Raw genomic sequence first — 16,880 nt, 5'->3', positions numbered from 1 at the left:
TCCGACGCACACCAGACACACCATCCACAAGAATCTCGCCGATGTCAGGTTAGACGGACGTTAATTGCATGCAAGTGGAAAAATTTCTCCGCGGAAACACGCCAACCCGTCAGCGCGCAGCCTTGGCCGGCGCCGCGGAGTCGGCCAGCGACGCCATACGGGTGCCTGCCGCGTTCAGCACGGGAGCACAGGCTGCCGGCATCTTGCGGACCACCCGCGGCTCGGGCTTGTAGCCCGGTGGATGCTCGATGGCGGGAGCGGCGCTGTCCAGCCAGGACATCAGCTCATCCCCGCAGCCGTCGCCTTCCGGCGGGGCATCCTGCTGCTCGCACTGCGGACTGCCGGCGGGGCAGCCCAGCCGGATGTGCATGTGGCCGTCATGGCCGTGCCAGGGGCGCAGCTTGTTCAGGAAGCTGCGGTCGGCCCAGCTGCGCTGGCACATCGCCAGCTTGATCGCCGGGTTGACGAAGATGCGGGTGACTCGGGCATCGTTGGCGGCGATCTGGATCATCTTCGCCTGACGGTCCGACCAGTCCTCGGTGACCCGCATGCGGTCGTAATCGACATATTTGATCTCGTCCAGCCGCTCGCGGCCGGCGCGGCCCATCGGCGGCAGGTCCAGACGCAGCCAGACGTCGGCATCCAGGCCGATCTGGTGGCTGGCATGGCCCGACGGCATCGGCCCGCCGCGCGCCTGCCCCATGTCGCCGATCAGCGCGGTGCCAAGCCCGGATAATGCCACCCGCTGCCCGAAGTCGCGCAGCATGTCGACCAGCACCGGATGTCCATAATTGCGTTGGCGCGACAGGCGGATTACCTGATAGCCGACGCCCTCCGGCGGCAGGGCACGGGCACCCGCGATGCAGCCGGCGGCATAGCCGCCGATGGACTTGGCGGCCCCCAGCGAGGGGCCGGTCACCGCCCCCCAGGCGACGCTGGTGGCATAGGCCGGTATCGGCGCCGGCTTCTTCTTGCGCGACTTGGCGTCGGCCTCGCCCGCTGCCAGCAGGGCGGCGGCCAGCCCGACGCAGGCGACCATTTTGAAGGCACGTCCGCCAAAAGCGCGAAAACCCATCTCTGCCCCCCGCATCGCCGTCGCCAGCACCGCCACTGTTACGGCTATAGCGGATTCGTGGTTAAGGAATGATGGAGGAGGCGCCCCGGCGGCACAACCGAACGGACAGGCGCAAAGCCGGGCCATCGGTGGTGCGACCCATGGCGGTTCCGGCGGCTCAATCCAGCGTCTGGCGATAGCGTTTCAGCGCCACCACCGTGACCACCGTCAGGAACAGGGCCAGCGCCAGCACCTCCGCGGCGATCTCCGCCAGCCCGTTCCCCTTCAGCAGGATGCCGCGGACGATGCGCAGAAAATGGGTCAGCGGCAGGATTTCCCCCACCGCCTGCGCCCAGCCCGGCATGCCGCGGAAGGGAAACATGAAGCCGGACAGCAGCATCGACGGCAGGAAGAAGAAGAAGGACATCTGCATCGCCTGCAACTGGTTGCGCGCCAGCGTGGAGAAGGTAAAGCCGACGGCCAGATTGGCGGCGATGAACAGGATCAGCACGGCGGATAGCAGGCCCAGGCTGCCGACGATCGGCACGTCGAACAGCAGCCGCGCCGCCACGACGATCAGCAGCACCTGGACATAGCCGACGACGACGAAGGGCACGATCTTGCCCAGCATCACCTCGAAGGGGCGCACCGGCATCGCCAGCAGGTTCTCCATGGTCCCGCGCTCCCGCTCGCGGGTGACGGCCAGCGCCGTCATCATCACCATGGTCATGGTCAGCACCACGCCCATCAGGCCGGGCACCACATTGTACTGGGTGATGCCTTCCGGATTGTAGCGACGGTGAACGCGCAGGTCCACCGGGTCGGGACCGGCTCGCAAGCTCGCCAGTGGCCCGGTCAGGTCGGGGTTCAGCGCCTGCCGGGCGATGGCGGTCAGCGCCGACAGGGCGTTGCTGGTCGCCGCCGGGTCGGTGGCATCGGCCTCCACCAGCAGGACCGGGCGGGTGCCGCGCTGAAGGTCGCGGGCGAAGCCGGGGGGGATGGTGACGGCGAACTGCACCTCCCCTTCCGCCAGCAGCCGGTCGATCTCGGCCTCCGAAGCGGCGCTGCGGGTGATGGCGAAGTAGCGGGAATTCTCCATCGCCGCGACCAGCGTCCGGGCGAAGGGGCTGGAGTCGGCGACCAGAAGCGCGGTCGGCAGCGCCTTCGGGTCGGAGTTGATGGCGAAGCCGAACAGGATCAATTGCAGGATCGGCACCCCGACCATCATGGCGAAGGTCAGCCGGTCGCGCCGCATCTGGATGAATTCCTTCACCATCACCGCCATCAGGCGGCCCGCCGATATCCGCGTCATCGCACTGCCTCACAGGGCTGGGGATGGCGCGGAGGGTAGCGCGGTCGGCCGGAGGCGTCGATGCCTCCCGATGTCCCCCGACGTCTTTAGGCCACCCCGTCCGCGCGGTCGAACTGCAATGCCGCCAGCCTTGCATAGAGCCCGCCCTGCGCCACCAGCTCGCCATGTGTGCCGGTCTCCACCACGCGGCCCTTGTCCATCACCACGATGCGGTCGGCGTTCAGCACCGTCGCCAGCCGGTGGGCGACGATCAGCGTGGTGCGGCCATGCATCAGCCGGTCGAGCGCGTCCTGCACCATCCGCTCGCTTTCGGCATCCAGCGCGCTGGTCGCCTCGTCCAGCAGCAGCACCGGCGGGTCGCGCAGGATGGCGCGGGCGATGGCGAGACGCTGGCGCTGGCCGCCCGACAGCCGCACGCCCTTCTCGCCCAGGAAGGTTCCGAACCCCTCCGGCAGCGCATCGAGGAAGTCCAGCGCGTGGGCGGCCTCGGCGGCGGCGCGCACCTCGGCATCCGACGCGTCGGGCCGGCCGTAGCGGATGTTCTCCCAGGCGTTGGCGGAGAAGACCACCGGGTCCTGGGCGACGAGGCCGAGGCGGCGGCGCACATCCACCGGATCGGCATCGCGCACATCGACTCCGTCGAGCCGCACCGAACCGGCCTGCGGGTCGTAATAGCGCAGCAGAAGCTGGAACACCGTCGATTTGCCGGCCCCCGACGGGCCGACCAGGGCCACCCGCTCGCCCGGCTTCACGTCCAGCGAGAAGCCTTCCAGCGCCGCCCAGTCGGGGCGCGACGGGTAGTGGAAGCGGACAGCGTCGAAGGACAGCGCCCCCGCCGCCGGGCTGGGCAACGGCTTCGGCGCGGCCGGGGCACGGATTTCCGACTCGATGGCGAGCAGGCCGAACAGACGCTCGGTCGCGCCTGCCGCGCGCTGGAGGTCGCCGATCACCTCGCTGATGGCGCCGACCGATCCGGCGACCACCACGGAGTAAATGACGAAGGCCGACAGCTGGCCCGGCGTGATGCGCCCCGCCACCACGTCATGACCGCCGATCCACAGGATGATGCCGACGGCGCCGAAGACCAGGACGATGACGATCACCGTCATCACCGCCCGCACCCGCACGCGGCGGATGGCAACGTCGAAGGCCTCCTCCACCCGTTTGCCGAACAGGGTGCGGTCGATGGCCTCGTGGGTGAAGGCCTGGACCGTGCGGATGGCGGCCAGCGTCTCCTCGACGAAGGAGCCGATGTCGGCGATGCGGTCCTGGCTGTCGCGCGACAGCTTGCGCACCCGCCGGCCGAAGAAAATGATCGGCGCCACCACCAGCGGAACCACCAGCGCCACCAGCCCGGTCAGCTTGGGTGAGGTGATCAGCAGCATGCCGGTGCCGCCAAGGAAGAGCAGCGCGTTGCGCAGCGCGATGGAGGCGGACGAGCCGACCACCACCTGCAACAGGGTGGTGTCGGTGGTCAGGCGCGACAGGATCTCGCCGGTCTTGGTCGTCTCGAAGAAGCCGGGCGACAGGGTCAGCACATGGTCGTAGACGGCGCGCCGGATGTCGGCGACCACCCGTTCGCCGATCCAGCTGACCAGATAGAAGCGGCCATAGGTCGAGGCCGCCATCAGCGCGATCACCGCCAGCAGCACCAGAAGCGAGCGGTCGAGCAGCGAGGTGTCACCGCCGGCGAAACCCTGGTCGATCAGCACCCGCATCCCCTGCCCCAGCCCCAGCACGGTGCCGGCGGCCACGGTCAGCGCCACCATGGCGCCCAGGATGCGCCACTTGTAGGGAAGCAGGAACGGCACCAGCCGGCGCAGGGGGCCGAGGTCGCGGCGGCGGGCATCCGCCTCGCCACGGGCAGAGGCGGCGATCATGTCGGGGGAGGGTTGGCGAGCCACGCGGTTCCCGCTTGTCTGTTGGGGTTATTGATGCGGATCGGTGGCATATAGCGCGGTGCGGCGACGCCAACAAGGCGATGGACGGGCGAAACCGCCGCAGAAACGGCCTTGGAACCCGCCGAAGACTCCGCGAACGAGGCTCGATTCCGGGGTTGCACCGGCGAAGGCGTTTTGGTATAGACGCCGCTCGCTTTGCAGGAACCCCGGCCATGAAGACTGACATCCATCCCGACTATCACGAGATCACCGTGGTCATGACCGACGGCAGCTCGTTCACGACCCGCTCCACCATGGGCAAGCCGGGCGACACGCTGCGCCTCGACATCGACCCGAAGTCTCACCCGGCCTGGACCGGTGTGCAGAAGCTGCTGGACACCGGCGGGCAGATCGCCAAGTTCAACAAGCGCTTCGCGAACTTCGGCCTCAAGAAGTAAGCGTTACCGCACTTCTATCCTGCCGATGCGAAAAGGGCGTCCGACCGGTTCGGACGCCCTTTTCGTTTATGTTTTTTCGTTTGCATATGGCGCGGCGGCTGCCTTTCACCCCACCGCAAGTTTACCCCACAGCCGCCGCGGCCGCCTCGCGCTCGACATCGGCGCGGACCATGGCGTCGAGCCGGTAGACGCGCATGTAGAGGCTGTGGCTGCGCTCGAGCAGGCTGCGCAGGCCGGACGGCAGCTCCTCGTTCTCGGGACCGCTGGGATCGGAACAGATCTCGCCGCCGGACAGTGCGAAATCCTCGCTCGCTCCCTGCTCCTTCGACATCTCGCCGGCATGAACGGCCTTCTGCGCCAGCAGCCACGCCATCACCTGGGTCAGGCGGCTGGTCACCCGCATGGATTCGTAGGAGATCTGCAGACGGACCTGCGGCGGCAGTTTCCGGTGTTCGGCCGCGTCATGATAGGCGATGTAATTCCGCGCCTCGATCAAGAGGGCCATGGTCTCGTCGTAGGGACCGTTGAAGAAGAAGGTATGCGAAGTCATGGTCGTCGGCCCCCTCCTGCGGACTTACGGCCCTAGCGTGAGCCTTGCCGCAACTGATTAACAATTGGTGACTGGGCGGTACCCGGCAACCCCAGGCGGGGCTCGGCCGGACTTTGTGAGGCCGCCCTCTTGAACGGGAAAAAGCGCCGATTATCTCTCGCTCGTCCGGCGGATGCCCATACGGGGTCCGCCACCAACCCAGCCCTCAGAGGACCGACCGACTCAGTGGTCCTCGACGGCCGTATCGCTCTTTCGGAGGATATGTCATGCGCAGCTACGACCTTTCGCCGCTGTTCCGTTCCACCGTCGGTTTCGACCGCCTGTCGCGTCTGCTGGAGACCGCGACCACCGGTGACGAGGCGGCGTCCTACCCGCCCTACAACATCGAAAAGCTGAGCGAGGATTCGTACCGGATCACCATGGCCGTTGCCGGCTTCGGTCTGGACGACCTCAACATCGTTGCTCACCAGAACTCGTTGACCGTCACTGGTAAAGCTAAGAAGGACGAGCCGACCGGCCAATTCCTCTACCGGGGTATCGCCGGGCGCGCGTTCGAGCGCCGCTTTCAGCTGGCAGATTTCATCAAGGTGACCAGCGCGTCTCTTCAGAATGGCCTTCTGCACATCGAGCTGGCGCGCGAGGTACCCGAAGCGATGAAGCCGCGGAGCATTCCGATCGTCACCGCCGCCGGCAGCCAGTCGGTGGAGGTCGAGGCGCCCGCTCCGGCCCCCGCGCTTACCCAGCAGGCGGCCTGACGCCCTGACGCGGTCCGTCCGCTCCCGAAGCGGACATGAGAACGGCGCCCCGGACCATCCGGGGCGCCGTTTGCTTTGCCGAACCGCCGCTGTGGGTGGCGCCTATTGGCCCAGCTTCGCGGTGTCCAGAACGATCATCGCCACGCCGATCTTCTGCTTGCCGGCCGGGTCCATCACCGGAACACTGGCCTCGGTCAGCATGGCGCCGGTCTTGTCGTCCTTCTCCGGGTCGGTCATGTAGAGATCGGCATTGCCGGTGAAGATCTTCTGCCATTTCGGCTCGTCGCCTTGCCAGAAGTCGGAGGTCCCGGCGGTCTGGCCGACATTCAGCCCGTGGTCGTCCATCAGAAGGATTTCGACGATCCGACCATTGCTGCCGGCGACGACCTGCTTCAACTGCTTGGACACCGCATTCGCTGAGACCTCATCGAAGGCCGGATTGGCACCTCCCGCCTTGGCCGCCGCCTTCCACTTGTTGTCCATCTCGTCGATCTTGGCCTGGGCGATGCCGGCATTTTTGCTGTTCTGCGATTTCACCGCCGCGACCACCGCCGGATCGGTCAGCCAGGGCTGAGCCTGCTGGCTGACCGCCTTCCGCACCGCACCTTCCAGGGCGGGATCCGCTGCGGACGCCATCGAGAGCGTGCCTGCGCACAGAAGGGAAATCGCGCAGCCGGCAATCCAGTATCGAGCCTGCGTCATGTGATGTCCTCCCAGTCGGTTGGCCCAGTCATGGGCGGGGCGATGGTCGGACTCCCGATGCCGGCGCCACAGCGTCGGGGCTTGTTTTTCCGTCAAACGGAAGATCCGTGATACGGATTAAATGCCGGAGATCACTGGCGCGGAAAGCTGTCCGGCGGCGCCAGCACCCACTCGGCGTAACCGGCGCGCAGCAGTTCGTAGGCGGCGACCAACCCGGCGGCCCCGGCATAGGCGGTGACCAGCACCTGCTCCGGCGAGACCTGCGCCCCGAAGACGATCAGCAAAGCGCCAAGGAAAGGCCCGCCCAACAGGAATGCCGCCAGCCACAGCGGTTCGGCCGACAGCCAGGCGCTGAGCACCGCACGGGTCCGCTGCGACAGGCGCAACAGTCCGCCGGCCTTGGCGTCGAGCGCCTCAAGGCTGCCGGCGCGCAACTCCGCCAGCCGCCGGCCATCGCCGTCGATGAAGACGACCTCCACCTTCATGCCATGGCGGCGGACGGAGGCGCGCACCGAGTCGCCGAGCCGCGTCTCCAGCAGGATCGCGTTGCCGCCCAGCGCCGGCAAAGCGTCGCGCACCTCCTCCGGCGGCTCGCCCCATTCGCGCAGCGCCGCCAGGACGACACGGGGGTCGTCGCAGGGAATCGCATCCATATGGATCACCCGCCCCTGCGGCGCCGTCACCTTCAGGACCAGCACCTGCTCCGCCGGATCGTGGGTGCCTTCGACGCGCAGGCCGCCGTCGACGACATAGGAGAAGCGCAGGCACCCATCGTGACGGCTGAGCGTGTTCATGGCGGCACCCCTCCGGTCGCATCCCTGGCGGATCGCACCGAAGGGATCTGGGCGTTGGCGTTGAGATGACCAACAAACCAGCCGGGGGAACGGCCATCGCGACCGCCCGGAGAAAAAGGGGATGCCCAACCGGAAAAGACCGGGGCGGCCGAGAGAAAGGCAGCCGAGACGAAGGCGGCCAGAAACCGGACAAGAAAAAAGCGCCTAGCCGATGCGGCTGGCGCTTTGCAATTTACTCTCTCGCGAGAGAGAATGGCGGATGGGGGGAGATTCGAACTCCCGATACCCGCGAGGGTATGCCGCATTTCGAGTGCGGTGCATTCAACCGCTCTGCCACCCATCCGCTGCCCCGTTTGGCGGGGTGGGCGGAACCTATATAAACGCCTCCAGCCGCGCAAGCCTTTTTTGCAGAAAAATGCGAAGCTTTTCGGCTGTATCCCTGTTGACTCTCAGGCCACCTTGAGTATAGATCGTCGCTCCCATGAACGGGCTTGCGCATCGAACGGTGGGCGAGAAGCCCGCCGTTTGTTTTGACATAGGCAGTGACGACAATGTTTGCAGTGATCCGCACCGGCGGCAAGCAGTACAAGGTCGCCAATGGCGACGTGATCCGTGTTGAGAAGCTCGAGGCCGATGCTGGCGCCTCCATCACGCTCGATGACGTGCTGATGGTCGGCGACGCAGGCAACACCACCATCGGCACCCCGACCGTGGCCGGCGCCTCGGTCGTTGCCGAGGTCGTCGCCCAGGATCGCGGCCCGAAGATCATCGTCTTCAAGAAGAAGCGCCGCCAGAACTACCGCCGTAAGAACGGCCACCGCCAGAACCTGACCGTCCTGCGCATCACCGGCATCAACGGCGCGGCCTGATCCGGGTCTTCCGGTCAAGCTTCCAGGCGCATCTTCAGTATTAGGAGCAACACCCCATGGCACACAAAAAGGCAGGCGGCTCGTCCCGCAACGGCCGTGACTCCGCCGGTCGCCGTCTCGGCGTGAAGCGTTTCGGCGGCGAGAACGTCGTCTCCGGCAACATCATCGTCCGTCAGCGTGGCACGAAGTTCCACCCGGGCGAGAATGTCGGTCTCGGCCGCGACCACACCATCTTCGCGATGGCCGACGGTCAGGTTTACTTCAAGCACAGCTCGAACGGCCGCACCTTCGTGAACGTCGTTCCGGCCAACGACCAGGAAGTTCCGGCCGTCGCCGCCGAGTGATCGGGCCGAGCAACCAGTAAGGTCGTTGCGCGGCCTGTGTCGCAGGCCTGCACGCTTGTGGGATAAAATCGGGGGACCGGGCGACCGGCTCCCCGATTTTCGTTTTCAGTCCGGTGCCGTCCCGCCGCCGGTTTCCCTTCCGTTTACGGGCAAGGTCCCCCGATGAAGTTTCTCGATCAGGCCAAGGTGTTCTTGAAGAGCGGTGACGGCGGCCCCGGTGCCGTGGCGTTCCGACGCGAGAAGTTCATCGAGTTCGGCGGCCCGGACGGCGGCGACGGCGGTCGCGGCGGCGACGTGATCATCGAGGCGGCGGACGGCCTGAACACGCTGATCGACTACCGCTACAAGCAGCACTTCAAGGCGCAGCGCGGCCATCACGGCATGGGCAGCAACCGCAACGGCGCGCGGGGCGAGGATGTCGTCCTGAAGGTGCCGGTGGGGACCCAGATCCTGGACGAGACCCAGGAAACCGTGCTGTGCGACCTGACCGAGGCCGGACAGCGCCGCGTCTTCCTGCGGGGCGGCGACGGCGGGCACGGCAACGCGCACTTCAAGACGCCGACCAACCGGGCGCCGCGCAAGTTCCACCCCGGCTGGCCGGGGCAGGAGCAGTGGGTGTGGCTGCGGCTGAAGCTGATTGCCGACGCCGGCCTACTTGGGCTGCCCAATGCCGGCAAGTCGACCTTCCTGGCCGCCACCACCGCGGCCAAGCCGAAGATCGCCGATTACCCCTTCACCACGCTGGCTCCCAACCTGGGCGTCGTCCGCGCCGGTGACGAAGAGTTCGTCATCGCCGACATTCCCGGCCTGATCGAGGGCGCGCACGAGGGGCATGGGCTGGGCGACCGGTTCCTCGGTCACGTCGAGCGCTCGCGCATCCTGCTGCACCTGATCGACGGCACGGCCGACGACGTCGTCGCCTCCTACCGCACGATCCGGAACGAGCTGGAGGCCTATGGCGGCAACCTCGCCGACAAGACGGAGGTCATCGGGCTGAACAAGTCCGACGCCCTGCTCGACGAGGAGATCGAGGAGAAGAAGGCGGCGCTGGAGGAGGCATCGGGCGCCGAGGTCATGGTGCTGTCGGGCGCCACCGGCCAGGGCGTGAAGCAGGTGCTGTACCGTCTGCTGACCGTCATCAAGGACTCGAAGGCCGAAGAGCCCGAGGTCATCAACGCCCCGGCAACCCGCTCCATCCCGCGCCCGCCGGTCGGCCAGAAGCTGCCCGACGACGGTGAGATGCAGTGGGACGATGAAACCGGCGAATGGGTCGGCGGCGAGGAAAACGATCTCGAGGAAGACAATCTCGAGGACGAGGATTTCGCAGAGGACGCCCTGGAAGAGGGCGAACTCGAAGAGGGTGAGGAGCTGGACGGCGAGGAGCAGGAAGGCGACTCGGACGAAGCTCTTGACGGAGAGAAGCCGGAGGGCGAAGAGGACGGTTCGGACGACGATACGGACGGAACCTCCCGCCATGGCGCTTGACGCCCCTACCCTTCTCGAATCCCGCCGGCTGGTCGTAAAGATCGGTTCGGCCCTTCTGGTCGACGGGGAAACCCGGCAAATCCGCCGGGACTGGCTCGACGCGCTGGCCGACGACGTCGCCACCTGCCGCAAGCGCGGGCAGGAGGTGGTGATCGTCACCTCCGGCGCCGTCGCCTGCGGGCGGGAGCATCTTGGCCTCGTTGGCCGGGCGCTGAAGCTGGAAGAGAAGCAGGCCGCCGCCGCCACCGGCCAGATTCGCCTTGCCCACGCCTATCAGGAAACGCTGGCCCGCCATGACGTCACCGTCGCCCAGGTGCTGGTGACGCTGGAGGACACGGAAGAGCGGCGGCGTCACCTGAACGCCCGCAACACCATCGACACGCTGCTGAAGCTGGGCGCGGTTCCTGTCATCAACGAGAACGACACCGTCGCCACCGCCGAAATCCGTTTCGGCGACAACGACCGGCTGGCCGCCCGCGTCGCACAGATGGTCAGCGCCGACACGCTGGTGCTGCTGTCGGACATCGACGGCCTCTACACCGCCGACCCGCGCAAGGACCCGGACGCCCGCCACATCCCCACCGTGCGCGAACTGACGCCGGAGATCGAGGGCATGGCCGGCGAGCCGCCCCCCGGCTACAGCAGCGGCGGCATGGTGACCAAGATCGCTGCTGCGCGCGTCGCCCTGTCGGCCGGCTGCCGCATGGTGATCGCCAAGGGCAAGCGCATGAACCCGCTGGCGGCGCTGGAGCAGCGGCCGGAGGATGGCGGCGCGCTCTGCACTTGGTTCCTGCCGTCGGCCGAGCCGACCAGCGCCCGCAAGGCCTGGATCGCCGGCCATGTCAACGCCACCGGCGTGCTTGTGGTCGATGACGGCGCCATGCGCGCCCTGTCCCACGGTGCCAGCCTGCTGCCCGCCGGCGTCAGTGCCGTGCAGGGAGACTTCGACCGCGGCGACGTGGTGATCGTCCGCACGCAGGAGGGGCGCGAGGTCGCCCGCGGCCTCGTCGCCTACAGTGCCGACGACGCCCGCAAGATCCTGCGCCACAAGAGCACCGAGATCCCGGAGATCCTGGGCTATCAGGGGCGTGACGAGATGATCCACCGCGACGATCTGGTGGTGCGGTGACCGTGATGTCGCGCACCGCGATCCGTGCCATCCTGTGGGACATCGACGGCACGCTGATGGACAGCGAGCCCTGGCACCAGCAGATCACCGTCGATGTCTGCCGCGGCTATGGCCATGAGCTGAGCGAGGAGGACTGCCGGTCGATGCATGGCGTGGCCTTCCGCGAGATCTACGCCGCCCTGCATGCCCGCCGCCCCTTCCCGATCGACCTGCATGCCTGGGCCGACGAGATCAACACCCAGTATGTCGCCAACGTCGACCGGGTGCGCCCGCGCGAGGGTGCCTTCGCCCTGGTGGAGGCCTTCGCCGCCCGCGGGCTGGCCCAGGCCTGCGTGTCGAACGGCGGGCGCATGATCGTCGACGCCAACATGCGGGCGATGGCGATCCCGCATTTCCGCTTCAGCATCGCCCGCGAGGACGTCGCCAACGGCAAGCCCCATCCGGAGCCCTACCTGTTGGCGGCGCAGATGCTGGGACTGCCGCCGGAAGCCTGCGCGGTGATCGAGGACAGCCCCACCGGCGCCCGCAGCGCCAAGGCTGCCGGCATGCTGACCATCGCCTGGCCCCAGCACCCCGCCGTGGTGTTCGACACGGTGGACCATCTGGTCGAGGATCCGGGGTCGCTGGATTGGGATGCGCTTTGCGGATGAGAGGGTGCTGCCGGCCGCGCTCTCAGTCCAACGTCCACTTTGCCATCCGCGGGAACGGGGCCAGCCCGTTGTCGCCCATGAATGCGAACATCCCCGCATAGCCGGTAAAGTCCGCCTGCGCCAGATTGATCAGGCCGGAATGGGTTCCCTGCTCGATCCAGGCCCGCATCGGGTGGGTGCCCTCATAGCCGCTGCACCGGTAGGAGCCGGGAAAGAACAGGCATTCCTGCGGCAGGCCCAGATGCTGGACCACCGCGTAGGACCAGGCCTGCGACATGAACTCGCCCTGGCGGGCGGCCCTGGTCAGGACCGGGTCGGGGGTTCCATCGCGCGCGGTCTGGTCGGCGAGGATGGCGTCGATGTCCGCCTGCACGTCACGCCCCAGCGACGGCCAGTATCGGCGCGGCAGGACGATGATGTGCCCCGCCTCGTGCAGCAGGTCGCCCGGTCCCAGCAGCGTCTCCGGATCGACATGCAGAGCCCCGGCCTGGATGTTCACACCGGGCAGGAAGCCGCCATGGGCAGCGTCGCCATACTCCACCTGCATGCCGATGCCACGCAGAAACGCGACAATGGGCTCCAGCGCTTCCGGATGAAACATCCGCCCTCTCCGCCAACTCGAAAGCCGGCGGGGATATTCTCGCAAAGGGCGCAATCGCGCAAGACATAGGCGTGCATCCGCCCGGCGCGCGTTGTCGCATTCAAGCGGATGGAGTGCGGAGCCGGTTGGCGCGCTATTTCTGGATATTGACCACAGCCGACACCGGGGCCAGCGCGATGCCACGATCCGCCAGAGCGGTCATCCAGAGATTAAGGCGCTCGATCGTCGTCGGATAGGGGGAGGCGAAACCGACGGCAGCGCCGTTGGTCTTGGCAAGCTCCTCCAATTCGCGCAGCTGGTCGTCGATGGCGCCGCGCGACAGGTCGCGGTCGATGACGCGGTCGCCCAGCGCCCGCGGCACGCCGGCCAGATTGGCGAGCGGCCCGGCGACGCTCTTGGGATTGGCGCGGGCATCGACCAGCAGCAGGCCGCGGGCCTTCAGCGCGTCGATCACCGGCTGCATCGCCGCCGGGTTGGCGGTGAACTTGCTGCCGGTGGTGCTGGTGATGCCGACATAGCCCACCGCCTTGCCCAGCGACCATTCCAGCCGCTCCATGTTGCGATCGGGGCCGAGCATCGTCAGCAGCGCATTGGGGCCGGGATCGTCGCGCGGGTAGTTCAGCGGCTCCATCGGCACCGACAGCATCACCTCGTGCCCTTTGGTGCGGGCACGCTCGACCCAATCGTCCAACCGTTCGGCGTAGGGCAGGAAGGCCAGCGTGATGCCGGGCGGCAGCTTCGCCAGCGCATTGCCGGTGGTGACGCCGCTGAGCCCGAGGTCGGACATCACGATGGCGATGCGCGGCCGCTTGTCGGTCGCCGGGAATGGTCGGGCATAGACCTGCCAGGGCTTGCGCCCGTCCTGGGCGATGCGCGGCAGCGGGCCGTTGCGGCTGTCCTCCACCAATCCCGGCACCGGGGCCGGGACCAGCGTCACCGCCGCCGCCGGAACACCCGGCAACGGCAGCGGGGCGGCATCGGTCGGCAGCGGCGGCGGAACCGCCGATGCTGCAACCTTGGGCTCCGGCGGAGGAGGTGGCGGCAGCGGGGCGACCGCCACCGTCGTCGACGGAATCGACGCCTGCCACGCGTCCCGCGTCGCCCCGCCGTTCAGCGCCAGCCAACCGGCCAAGCCGGCATAGGCGACCGCCACCACGGCGACGGCACCCAGCAGGGCTTTGGAAAGCGGCTTGCGCGGCCGCCCTGCCGGGGCGTCTCCATTGCGACGGAAACGGCGCAGCCAGCCGAGCCCGGGGCGCAGGCCCCGGACATCGAACCGCAGACGACCGAGCAGGGCGGGAGCCTTCACCGTCGTTCGCTCCGGTCAGCGCGCCGCGGAGCGCTGCTGGAACAGGGCGACGCCACGCAGCAGATCCAGCGCGCGGGCGAGCTGGAAGTCGAAGGGCGGCTCCGCCCCCTCCGCCGCCGCACCCTCGGCCGGGGCGGGAGCGGCACCCGGAGCAGGAGCAGCGCCGGGCGTCGCACCTGGCGCCGCCGGGGCGGCACCAGCGCCCGGTCCCGGAGCCGGCGCTGCCGGGTTCGGGGCGGCCGGCGTGCCGGGAGCGGCCGGGTTGGTGGTGGCCGGACGCGGCGCCTTGCTGGCGGCGTCGGGGTTGACCAACGCGCCCTTCAGATCGGCCTCGCGACGGCGGATGACGTTCCTGTCCAGATCCTCCACCTTGGCGACATGCACCTCGATGTCCGGGGTGATGCCGAGCTGCTGGATCGAGCGTCCCGACGGCGTGTAGTAGCGCGCCGTGGTCAGACGCATGGCGCCATGGCCGGGCAGCGGGATGATGGTCTGCACCGATCCCTTGCCGAAGCTCTGGGTGCCCATGATGATCGCGCGCTTGTGGTCCTGCAGGGCACCGGCGACGATCTCGGAGGCCGAGGCCGACCCGCCGTTGATCAGCACCACCAGCGGCATGCCCTTGATCAGGTCGCCCGGCTTGGCGTTGAAGCGGGTGCCCTCCTCGGCGCGCCGGCCGCGGGTCGACACGATCTCGCCCTTCTCTAGGAAGGTGTCGGAGACCGAAACCGCCTGGTCGAGCAAGCCGCCCGGATTGTTGCGCAGGTCGAGCACGAAGCCCTTCAGCTTGTCGCCCAGCTGCTGCTGGATGGCGGAGATCGCCTTCTCCAGCCCGCTCTGCGTCTGCTCGTTGAAGCTGGTGACGCGGATGTAGCCGATATCGCCTTCGGTGCGGAAGCGGACCGACTGCACCTTGATGACGGCGCGGGTCAGCGACACGGTGAAGGGTTCGCCCGCCTCGCCGCGGCGGACGGTGACCTTCAGCTCGCTGCCCACCGGCCCGCGCATCTTCTCCACCGCCTCGTTCAGGCTGAGGCCCATCACCGCCTCGCCGTTCAGCTGGACGATCAGGTCGCCCGGCTGCAGGCCGGCGCGGAAGGCCGGGGTGTCGTCGATGGGCGATACGACCTTCACCAGGCCGTTCTCCATCGTCACTTCGATGCCCAGCCCGCCGAACTCGCCGCGGGTCTGGACCTGCATGTCCTGGAAGCTTTTCTTGTTCAGATAGCTGGAATGCGGGTCGAGCGAGGTTAGCATCCCGTTGATCGCCGATTCGATCAGCTGTTCGTCGGTCACCGGTTCGACATACTCGGCGCGGACGCGCTCGAAGACGTCGCCGAACAGGTTCAGCTGCCGGTAGGTGTCCGACGAATTGCTGGACTGAGCAGTGACGGTGGCGACGCCGGCGCCCAGAAACACCAGAGCTGCCGCCGTTGCGGCGCGCTTGAACATCCTCATCTACCCTTGTCCTTTCCCCTCCGGGGCGCCGAACCCGCGTTGCGGATTGATCGGCTGGCCGTTTCGTCGCAGCTCGAAATAGAGATCCGGATTGCCATCCGGCGGCATGACCGCCAGCGGTTCCCCGCTGGCCACCTTACGCCCGACGGCCGTATCGATCCGGCCCAAACCCGCAATCAAACTATGATATCCGTTGCCGTGTTCCACGATCAAGATGAGGCCATAGCCTTTGAACGGGCCGGCGAACACGATTGTGCCGCCGCGCGGCGCCACCACGGCGGCCCCGGCCCGGGTCTGGACCGTCACGCCACGGCTGGTCGCGCCATAGCGGTCGGCCTCGCCGAAGCGGGTGGTCAGCTTGCCGGCGGCCGGCAGAACCATGCCGGAGACGGCCGGCGGGCCGTCAGGAGACTTCGCGGCCAGCTCGCGCTCGCGTGCCGCCTCCCTGGCGGCTTCATCCTTCGCGCGCTTTTCCTCGGCGGCCTTCTGCTCGGCGATTTTCTGTTCGGCGGCGCGCAGTTCGGCCAGCTTTCGTTCGGCCTCCTTGCGCTCCGCCTCCTTCTGGGCGGCGAGCCGGCGCTCGGCCTCGCGCTTTTCCGCTTCGCGCTTGGCGGCTTCCTTGCGTTCCGCCTCGCGCCGCTCGGCTTCGCGGCGGGCGGCGGCCTCGATGGCGGCGCGGCGTTCGGCCTCGATGCGCTCCATCAGCTGGCGGAGGTCTGTGGCCTGCCCCGACAAATCCGCCATGCGCTGGCCGACCTGGACGCGCTCCTCCTCCGTCTGGCGCGACAGCTCCTCGCGCCGGGCGATCAGGCGGTTCATCTCGTCCTGCTTTTCGGTCAGCGCCACCCGCGCCGCCAATGCCTTCGCCCGCTGGTCGACCAGCTTGCCACGGGTGTCTGCCAGCGCGGTCAGCGCCTGGGACAGCGCATCGGCCCGCGCCTTCAGCGCCGGCACGGCGTCGCGCAGCAGCAGGGCGGAGCGCAGGGTGTCCACGGGGCTTTCCGGTCGGGCCAGCGCAGCCTCCGGCGGGATGCGCGCCAGCCGCTGGAGGGCGGCCAGCAGGGTGGCGATCTGCTGCCGCTCGGCGTCGAGACCGGCGGAGCGCTCGCGCTCCTCCCCCTCCAGGGCGGTGAGCGAGTCTTCCAGCTGGTCGAGCGTCTGTTCCTGCCCGCGCGCCTGATCGGCCAGCGCGATCAGGCGGCCGCGCAGGGTGTCGAGTTCGGTCTGGAGCGCCTGGGACTGGCGTTCCAGCTGCTGCTGGCGCTGCTTGCCGGTCTGAAGCTGCTGCTCGACCCGCTTCAGCGTGTCTTTGGGAGCTTCGGATTGGGCGTTCGCCGGCTGGGCAAGGATCAGGCCGGCGATGACGACGAAGCCTTTAATCAACCCCTCTCCCGCTCCGGATACCCTTTCCCCCCCCGGGGAGAGGGCTGGGTGAGGGGGATGCATCGCAGAATGTAAATTGAAGCGCCAGGCTTCCCACAGCTCCGCGCCACGCGCCCCCCTCACCCCGACCCTCTCCCCGGGGGGGGA

The 16,880-nt window shown here is 68.0% G+C and carries 17 protein-coding genes and 1 tRNA gene; 7 read left to right on the top strand and 11 right to left on the bottom strand.

Features of this window, described 5'->3' with window-relative positions:
• Positions 1–109: 109 nt before the first annotated feature.
• From mepA to ABNQ38_RS26295, 3 genes are all read right to left on the bottom strand, one after another.
• On the bottom strand, positions 110–1,039 hold the full coding sequence (mepA, locus tag ABNQ38_RS26305) for a penicillin-insensitive murein endopeptidase (protein WP_377808792.1): 930 nt from the start codon (positions 1,037–1,039) through the stop codon (positions 110–112).
• Between the two features lie 193 nt (positions 1,040–1,232).
• On the bottom strand, positions 1,233–2,366 hold the full coding sequence (locus ABNQ38_RS26300; RefSeq protein ID WP_377808791.1) for an ABC transporter permease: 1,134 nt from the start codon (positions 2,364–2,366) through the stop codon (positions 1,233–1,235).
• An 86-nt stretch (positions 2,367–2,452) separates the two neighbouring features.
• Positions 2,453–4,246, bottom strand: coding sequence for an ABC transporter transmembrane domain-containing protein (locus ABNQ38_RS26295; RefSeq protein ID WP_377810122.1), 1,794 nt, complete (start codon positions 4,244–4,246; stop codon positions 2,453–2,455).
• Positions 4,247–4,479: 233 nt separating this feature from the next.
• On the opposite strand from ABNQ38_RS26295, the gene rpmE reads away from it, so the two are divergent.
• Positions 4,480–4,704 (top strand): 50S ribosomal protein L31, encoded by a 225-nt coding sequence (rpmE, locus tag ABNQ38_RS26290; RefSeq protein ID WP_012974887.1) that lies wholly within the window; start codon positions 4,480–4,482, stop codon positions 4,702–4,704.
• 121 nt (positions 4,705–4,825) lie between these two features.
• Here the strand turns inward: rpmE and ABNQ38_RS26285 are convergent, their stop codons facing one another.
• On the bottom strand, positions 4,826–5,254 hold the full coding sequence (locus tag ABNQ38_RS26285) for a DUF1465 family protein (protein ID WP_377808790.1): 429 nt from the start codon (positions 5,252–5,254) through the stop codon (positions 4,826–4,828).
• Between the two features lie 266 nt (positions 5,255–5,520).
• On the opposite strand from ABNQ38_RS26285, the gene ABNQ38_RS26280 reads away from it, so the two are divergent.
• Entirely contained in the window at positions 5,521–6,009 is a 489-nt protein-coding gene (locus ABNQ38_RS26280) for an Hsp20 family protein (RefSeq protein ID WP_377808788.1), read from the top strand.
• A gap of 102 nt (positions 6,010–6,111) precedes the next feature.
• On the opposite strand, the gene ABNQ38_RS26275 is transcribed toward ABNQ38_RS26280, so the two are convergent.
• The 3 genes from ABNQ38_RS26275 to ABNQ38_RS26265 form a co-directional block, all read right to left on the bottom strand.
• On the bottom strand, positions 6,112–6,711 hold the full coding sequence (locus tag ABNQ38_RS26275; protein WP_377808787.1) for a PDC sensor domain-containing protein: 600 nt from the start codon (positions 6,709–6,711) through the stop codon (positions 6,112–6,114).
• A gap of 131 nt (positions 6,712–6,842) precedes the next feature.
• On the bottom strand, positions 6,843–7,505 hold the full coding sequence (locus tag ABNQ38_RS26270) for a hypothetical protein (RefSeq protein ID WP_377808786.1): 663 nt from the start codon (positions 7,503–7,505) through the stop codon (positions 6,843–6,845).
• A gap of 253 nt (positions 7,506–7,758) precedes the next feature.
• Positions 7,759–7,848: transfer RNA gene (locus ABNQ38_RS26265), tRNA-Ser, on the bottom strand.
• A 208-nt stretch (positions 7,849–8,056) separates the two neighbouring features.
• On the opposite strand from ABNQ38_RS26265, the gene rplU reads away from it, so the two are divergent.
• The 5 genes from rplU (at position 8,057) to ABNQ38_RS26240 (ending at position 11,982) form a co-directional block, all read left to right on the top strand.
• Entirely contained in the window at positions 8,057–8,374 is a 318-nt protein-coding gene (rplU, locus tag ABNQ38_RS26260) for a 50S ribosomal protein L21 (RefSeq protein WP_377808785.1), read from the top strand.
• Between the two features lie 56 nt (positions 8,375–8,430).
• Complete coding sequence (gene rpmA / locus ABNQ38_RS26255; protein WP_109048977.1) at positions 8,431–8,718, top strand: 50S ribosomal protein L27; 288 nt, start codon at positions 8,431–8,433, stop codon at positions 8,716–8,718.
• A gap of 162 nt (positions 8,719–8,880) precedes the next feature.
• Positions 8,881–10,203, top strand: coding sequence for a GTPase ObgE (gene obgE, locus ABNQ38_RS26250; protein WP_377808784.1), 1,323 nt, complete (start codon positions 8,881–8,883; stop codon positions 10,201–10,203).
• Positions 10,193–11,332, top strand: coding sequence for a glutamate 5-kinase (gene proB / locus ABNQ38_RS26245; RefSeq protein ID WP_377808783.1), 1,140 nt, complete (start codon positions 10,193–10,195; stop codon positions 11,330–11,332). Before obgE ends, proB begins: the two co-directional genes overlap by 11 nt.
• A 5-nt stretch (positions 11,333–11,337) precedes the next feature.
• Positions 11,338–11,982, top strand: a complete 645-nt coding sequence (locus ABNQ38_RS26240; RefSeq protein WP_377808782.1) for an HAD family hydrolase — start codon at positions 11,338–11,340, stop codon at positions 11,980–11,982.
• A 22-nt stretch (positions 11,983–12,004) separates the two neighbouring features.
• Here the strand turns inward: ABNQ38_RS26240 and ABNQ38_RS26235 are convergent, their stop codons facing one another.
• The 4 genes from ABNQ38_RS26235 to ABNQ38_RS26220 form a co-directional block, all read right to left on the bottom strand.
• Positions 12,005–12,583: a hypothetical protein gene (locus tag ABNQ38_RS26235; RefSeq protein ID WP_377808781.1), complete on the bottom strand. Its 579-nt coding sequence runs from the start codon at positions 12,581–12,583 to the stop codon at positions 12,005–12,007.
• 133 nt (positions 12,584–12,716) lie between these two features.
• Positions 12,717–13,892, bottom strand: coding sequence for a divergent polysaccharide deacetylase family protein (locus tag ABNQ38_RS26230; RefSeq protein WP_377808780.1), 1,176 nt, complete (start codon positions 13,890–13,892; stop codon positions 12,717–12,719).
• A gap of 15 nt (positions 13,893–13,907) precedes the next feature.
• A complete protein-coding gene (locus ABNQ38_RS26225; RefSeq protein WP_377808779.1) occupies positions 13,908–15,350 on the bottom strand; it encodes a S41 family peptidase in 1,443 nt (480 codons plus the stop codon).
• Complete coding sequence (locus ABNQ38_RS26220; RefSeq protein WP_377808778.1) at positions 15,351–16,733, bottom strand: murein hydrolase activator EnvC family protein; 1,383 nt, start codon at positions 16,731–16,733, stop codon at positions 15,351–15,353.
• Positions 16,734–16,880: the final 147 nt, after the last annotated feature.

This window comes from Azospirillum sp. A29, assembly GCF_042604625.1.
GTDB lineage: Bacteria > Pseudomonadota > Alphaproteobacteria > Azospirillales > Azospirillaceae > Azospirillum > Azospirillum palustre.
Note: the sequence above shows the minus strand (reverse complement) of the source record. Positions and strands in the feature narration are given on the sequence as shown.

What these genes read in the sequence shown, in the direction of transcription:
- ABNQ38_RS26280 (WP_377808788.1), top strand. Translation starts at nt 5,521, where the DNA reads ATGCGCAGCTACGACCTTTCGCCGCTGTTCCGTTCCACCGTCGGTTTC.
- ABNQ38_RS26275 (WP_377808787.1), bottom strand. Translation starts at nt 6,711, where the DNA reads ATGACGCAGGCTCGATACTGGATTGCCGGCTGCGCGATTTCCCTTCTG.
- rpmA (WP_109048977.1), top strand. Translation starts at nt 8,431, where the DNA reads ATGGCACACAAAAAGGCAGGCGGCTCGTCCCGCAACGGCCGTGACTCC.
- rpmE (WP_012974887.1), top strand. Translation starts at nt 4,480, where the DNA reads ATGAAGACTGACATCCATCCCGACTATCACGAGATCACCGTGGTCATG.
- ABNQ38_RS26270 (WP_377808786.1), bottom strand. Translation starts at nt 7,505, where the DNA reads ATGAACACGCTCAGCCGTCACGATGGGTGCCTGCGCTTCTCCTATGTC.
- ABNQ38_RS26225 (WP_377808779.1), bottom strand. Translation starts at nt 15,350, where the DNA reads ATGAGGATGTTCAAGCGCGCCGCAACGGCGGCAGCTCTGGTGTTTCTG.
- ABNQ38_RS26235 (WP_377808781.1), bottom strand. Translation starts at nt 12,583, where the DNA reads ATGTTTCATCCGGAAGCGCTGGAGCCCATTGTCGCGTTTCTGCGTGGC.
- obgE (WP_377808784.1), top strand. Translation starts at nt 8,881, where the DNA reads ATGAAGTTTCTCGATCAGGCCAAGGTGTTCTTGAAGAGCGGTGACGGC.
- ABNQ38_RS26300 (WP_377808791.1), bottom strand. Translation starts at nt 2,366, where the DNA reads ATGACGCGGATATCGGCGGGCCGCCTGATGGCGGTGATGGTGAAGGAA.
- mepA (WP_377808792.1), bottom strand. Translation starts at nt 1,039, where the DNA reads ATGGTCGCCTGCGTCGGGCTGGCCGCCGCCCTGCTGGCAGCGGGCGAG.
- rplU (WP_377808785.1), top strand. Translation starts at nt 8,057, where the DNA reads ATGTTTGCAGTGATCCGCACCGGCGGCAAGCAGTACAAGGTCGCCAAT.
- ABNQ38_RS26285 (WP_377808790.1), bottom strand. Translation starts at nt 5,254, where the DNA reads ATGACTTCGCATACCTTCTTCTTCAACGGTCCCTACGACGAGACCATG.
- ABNQ38_RS26240 (WP_377808782.1), top strand. Translation starts at nt 11,338, where the DNA reads ATGTCGCGCACCGCGATCCGTGCCATCCTGTGGGACATCGACGGCACG.
- proB (WP_377808783.1), top strand. Translation starts at nt 10,193, where the DNA reads ATGGCGCTTGACGCCCCTACCCTTCTCGAATCCCGCCGGCTGGTCGTA.
- ABNQ38_RS26295 (WP_377810122.1), bottom strand. Translation starts at nt 4,246, where the DNA reads ATGATCGCCGCCTCTGCCCGTGGCGAGGCGGATGCCCGCCGCCGCGAC.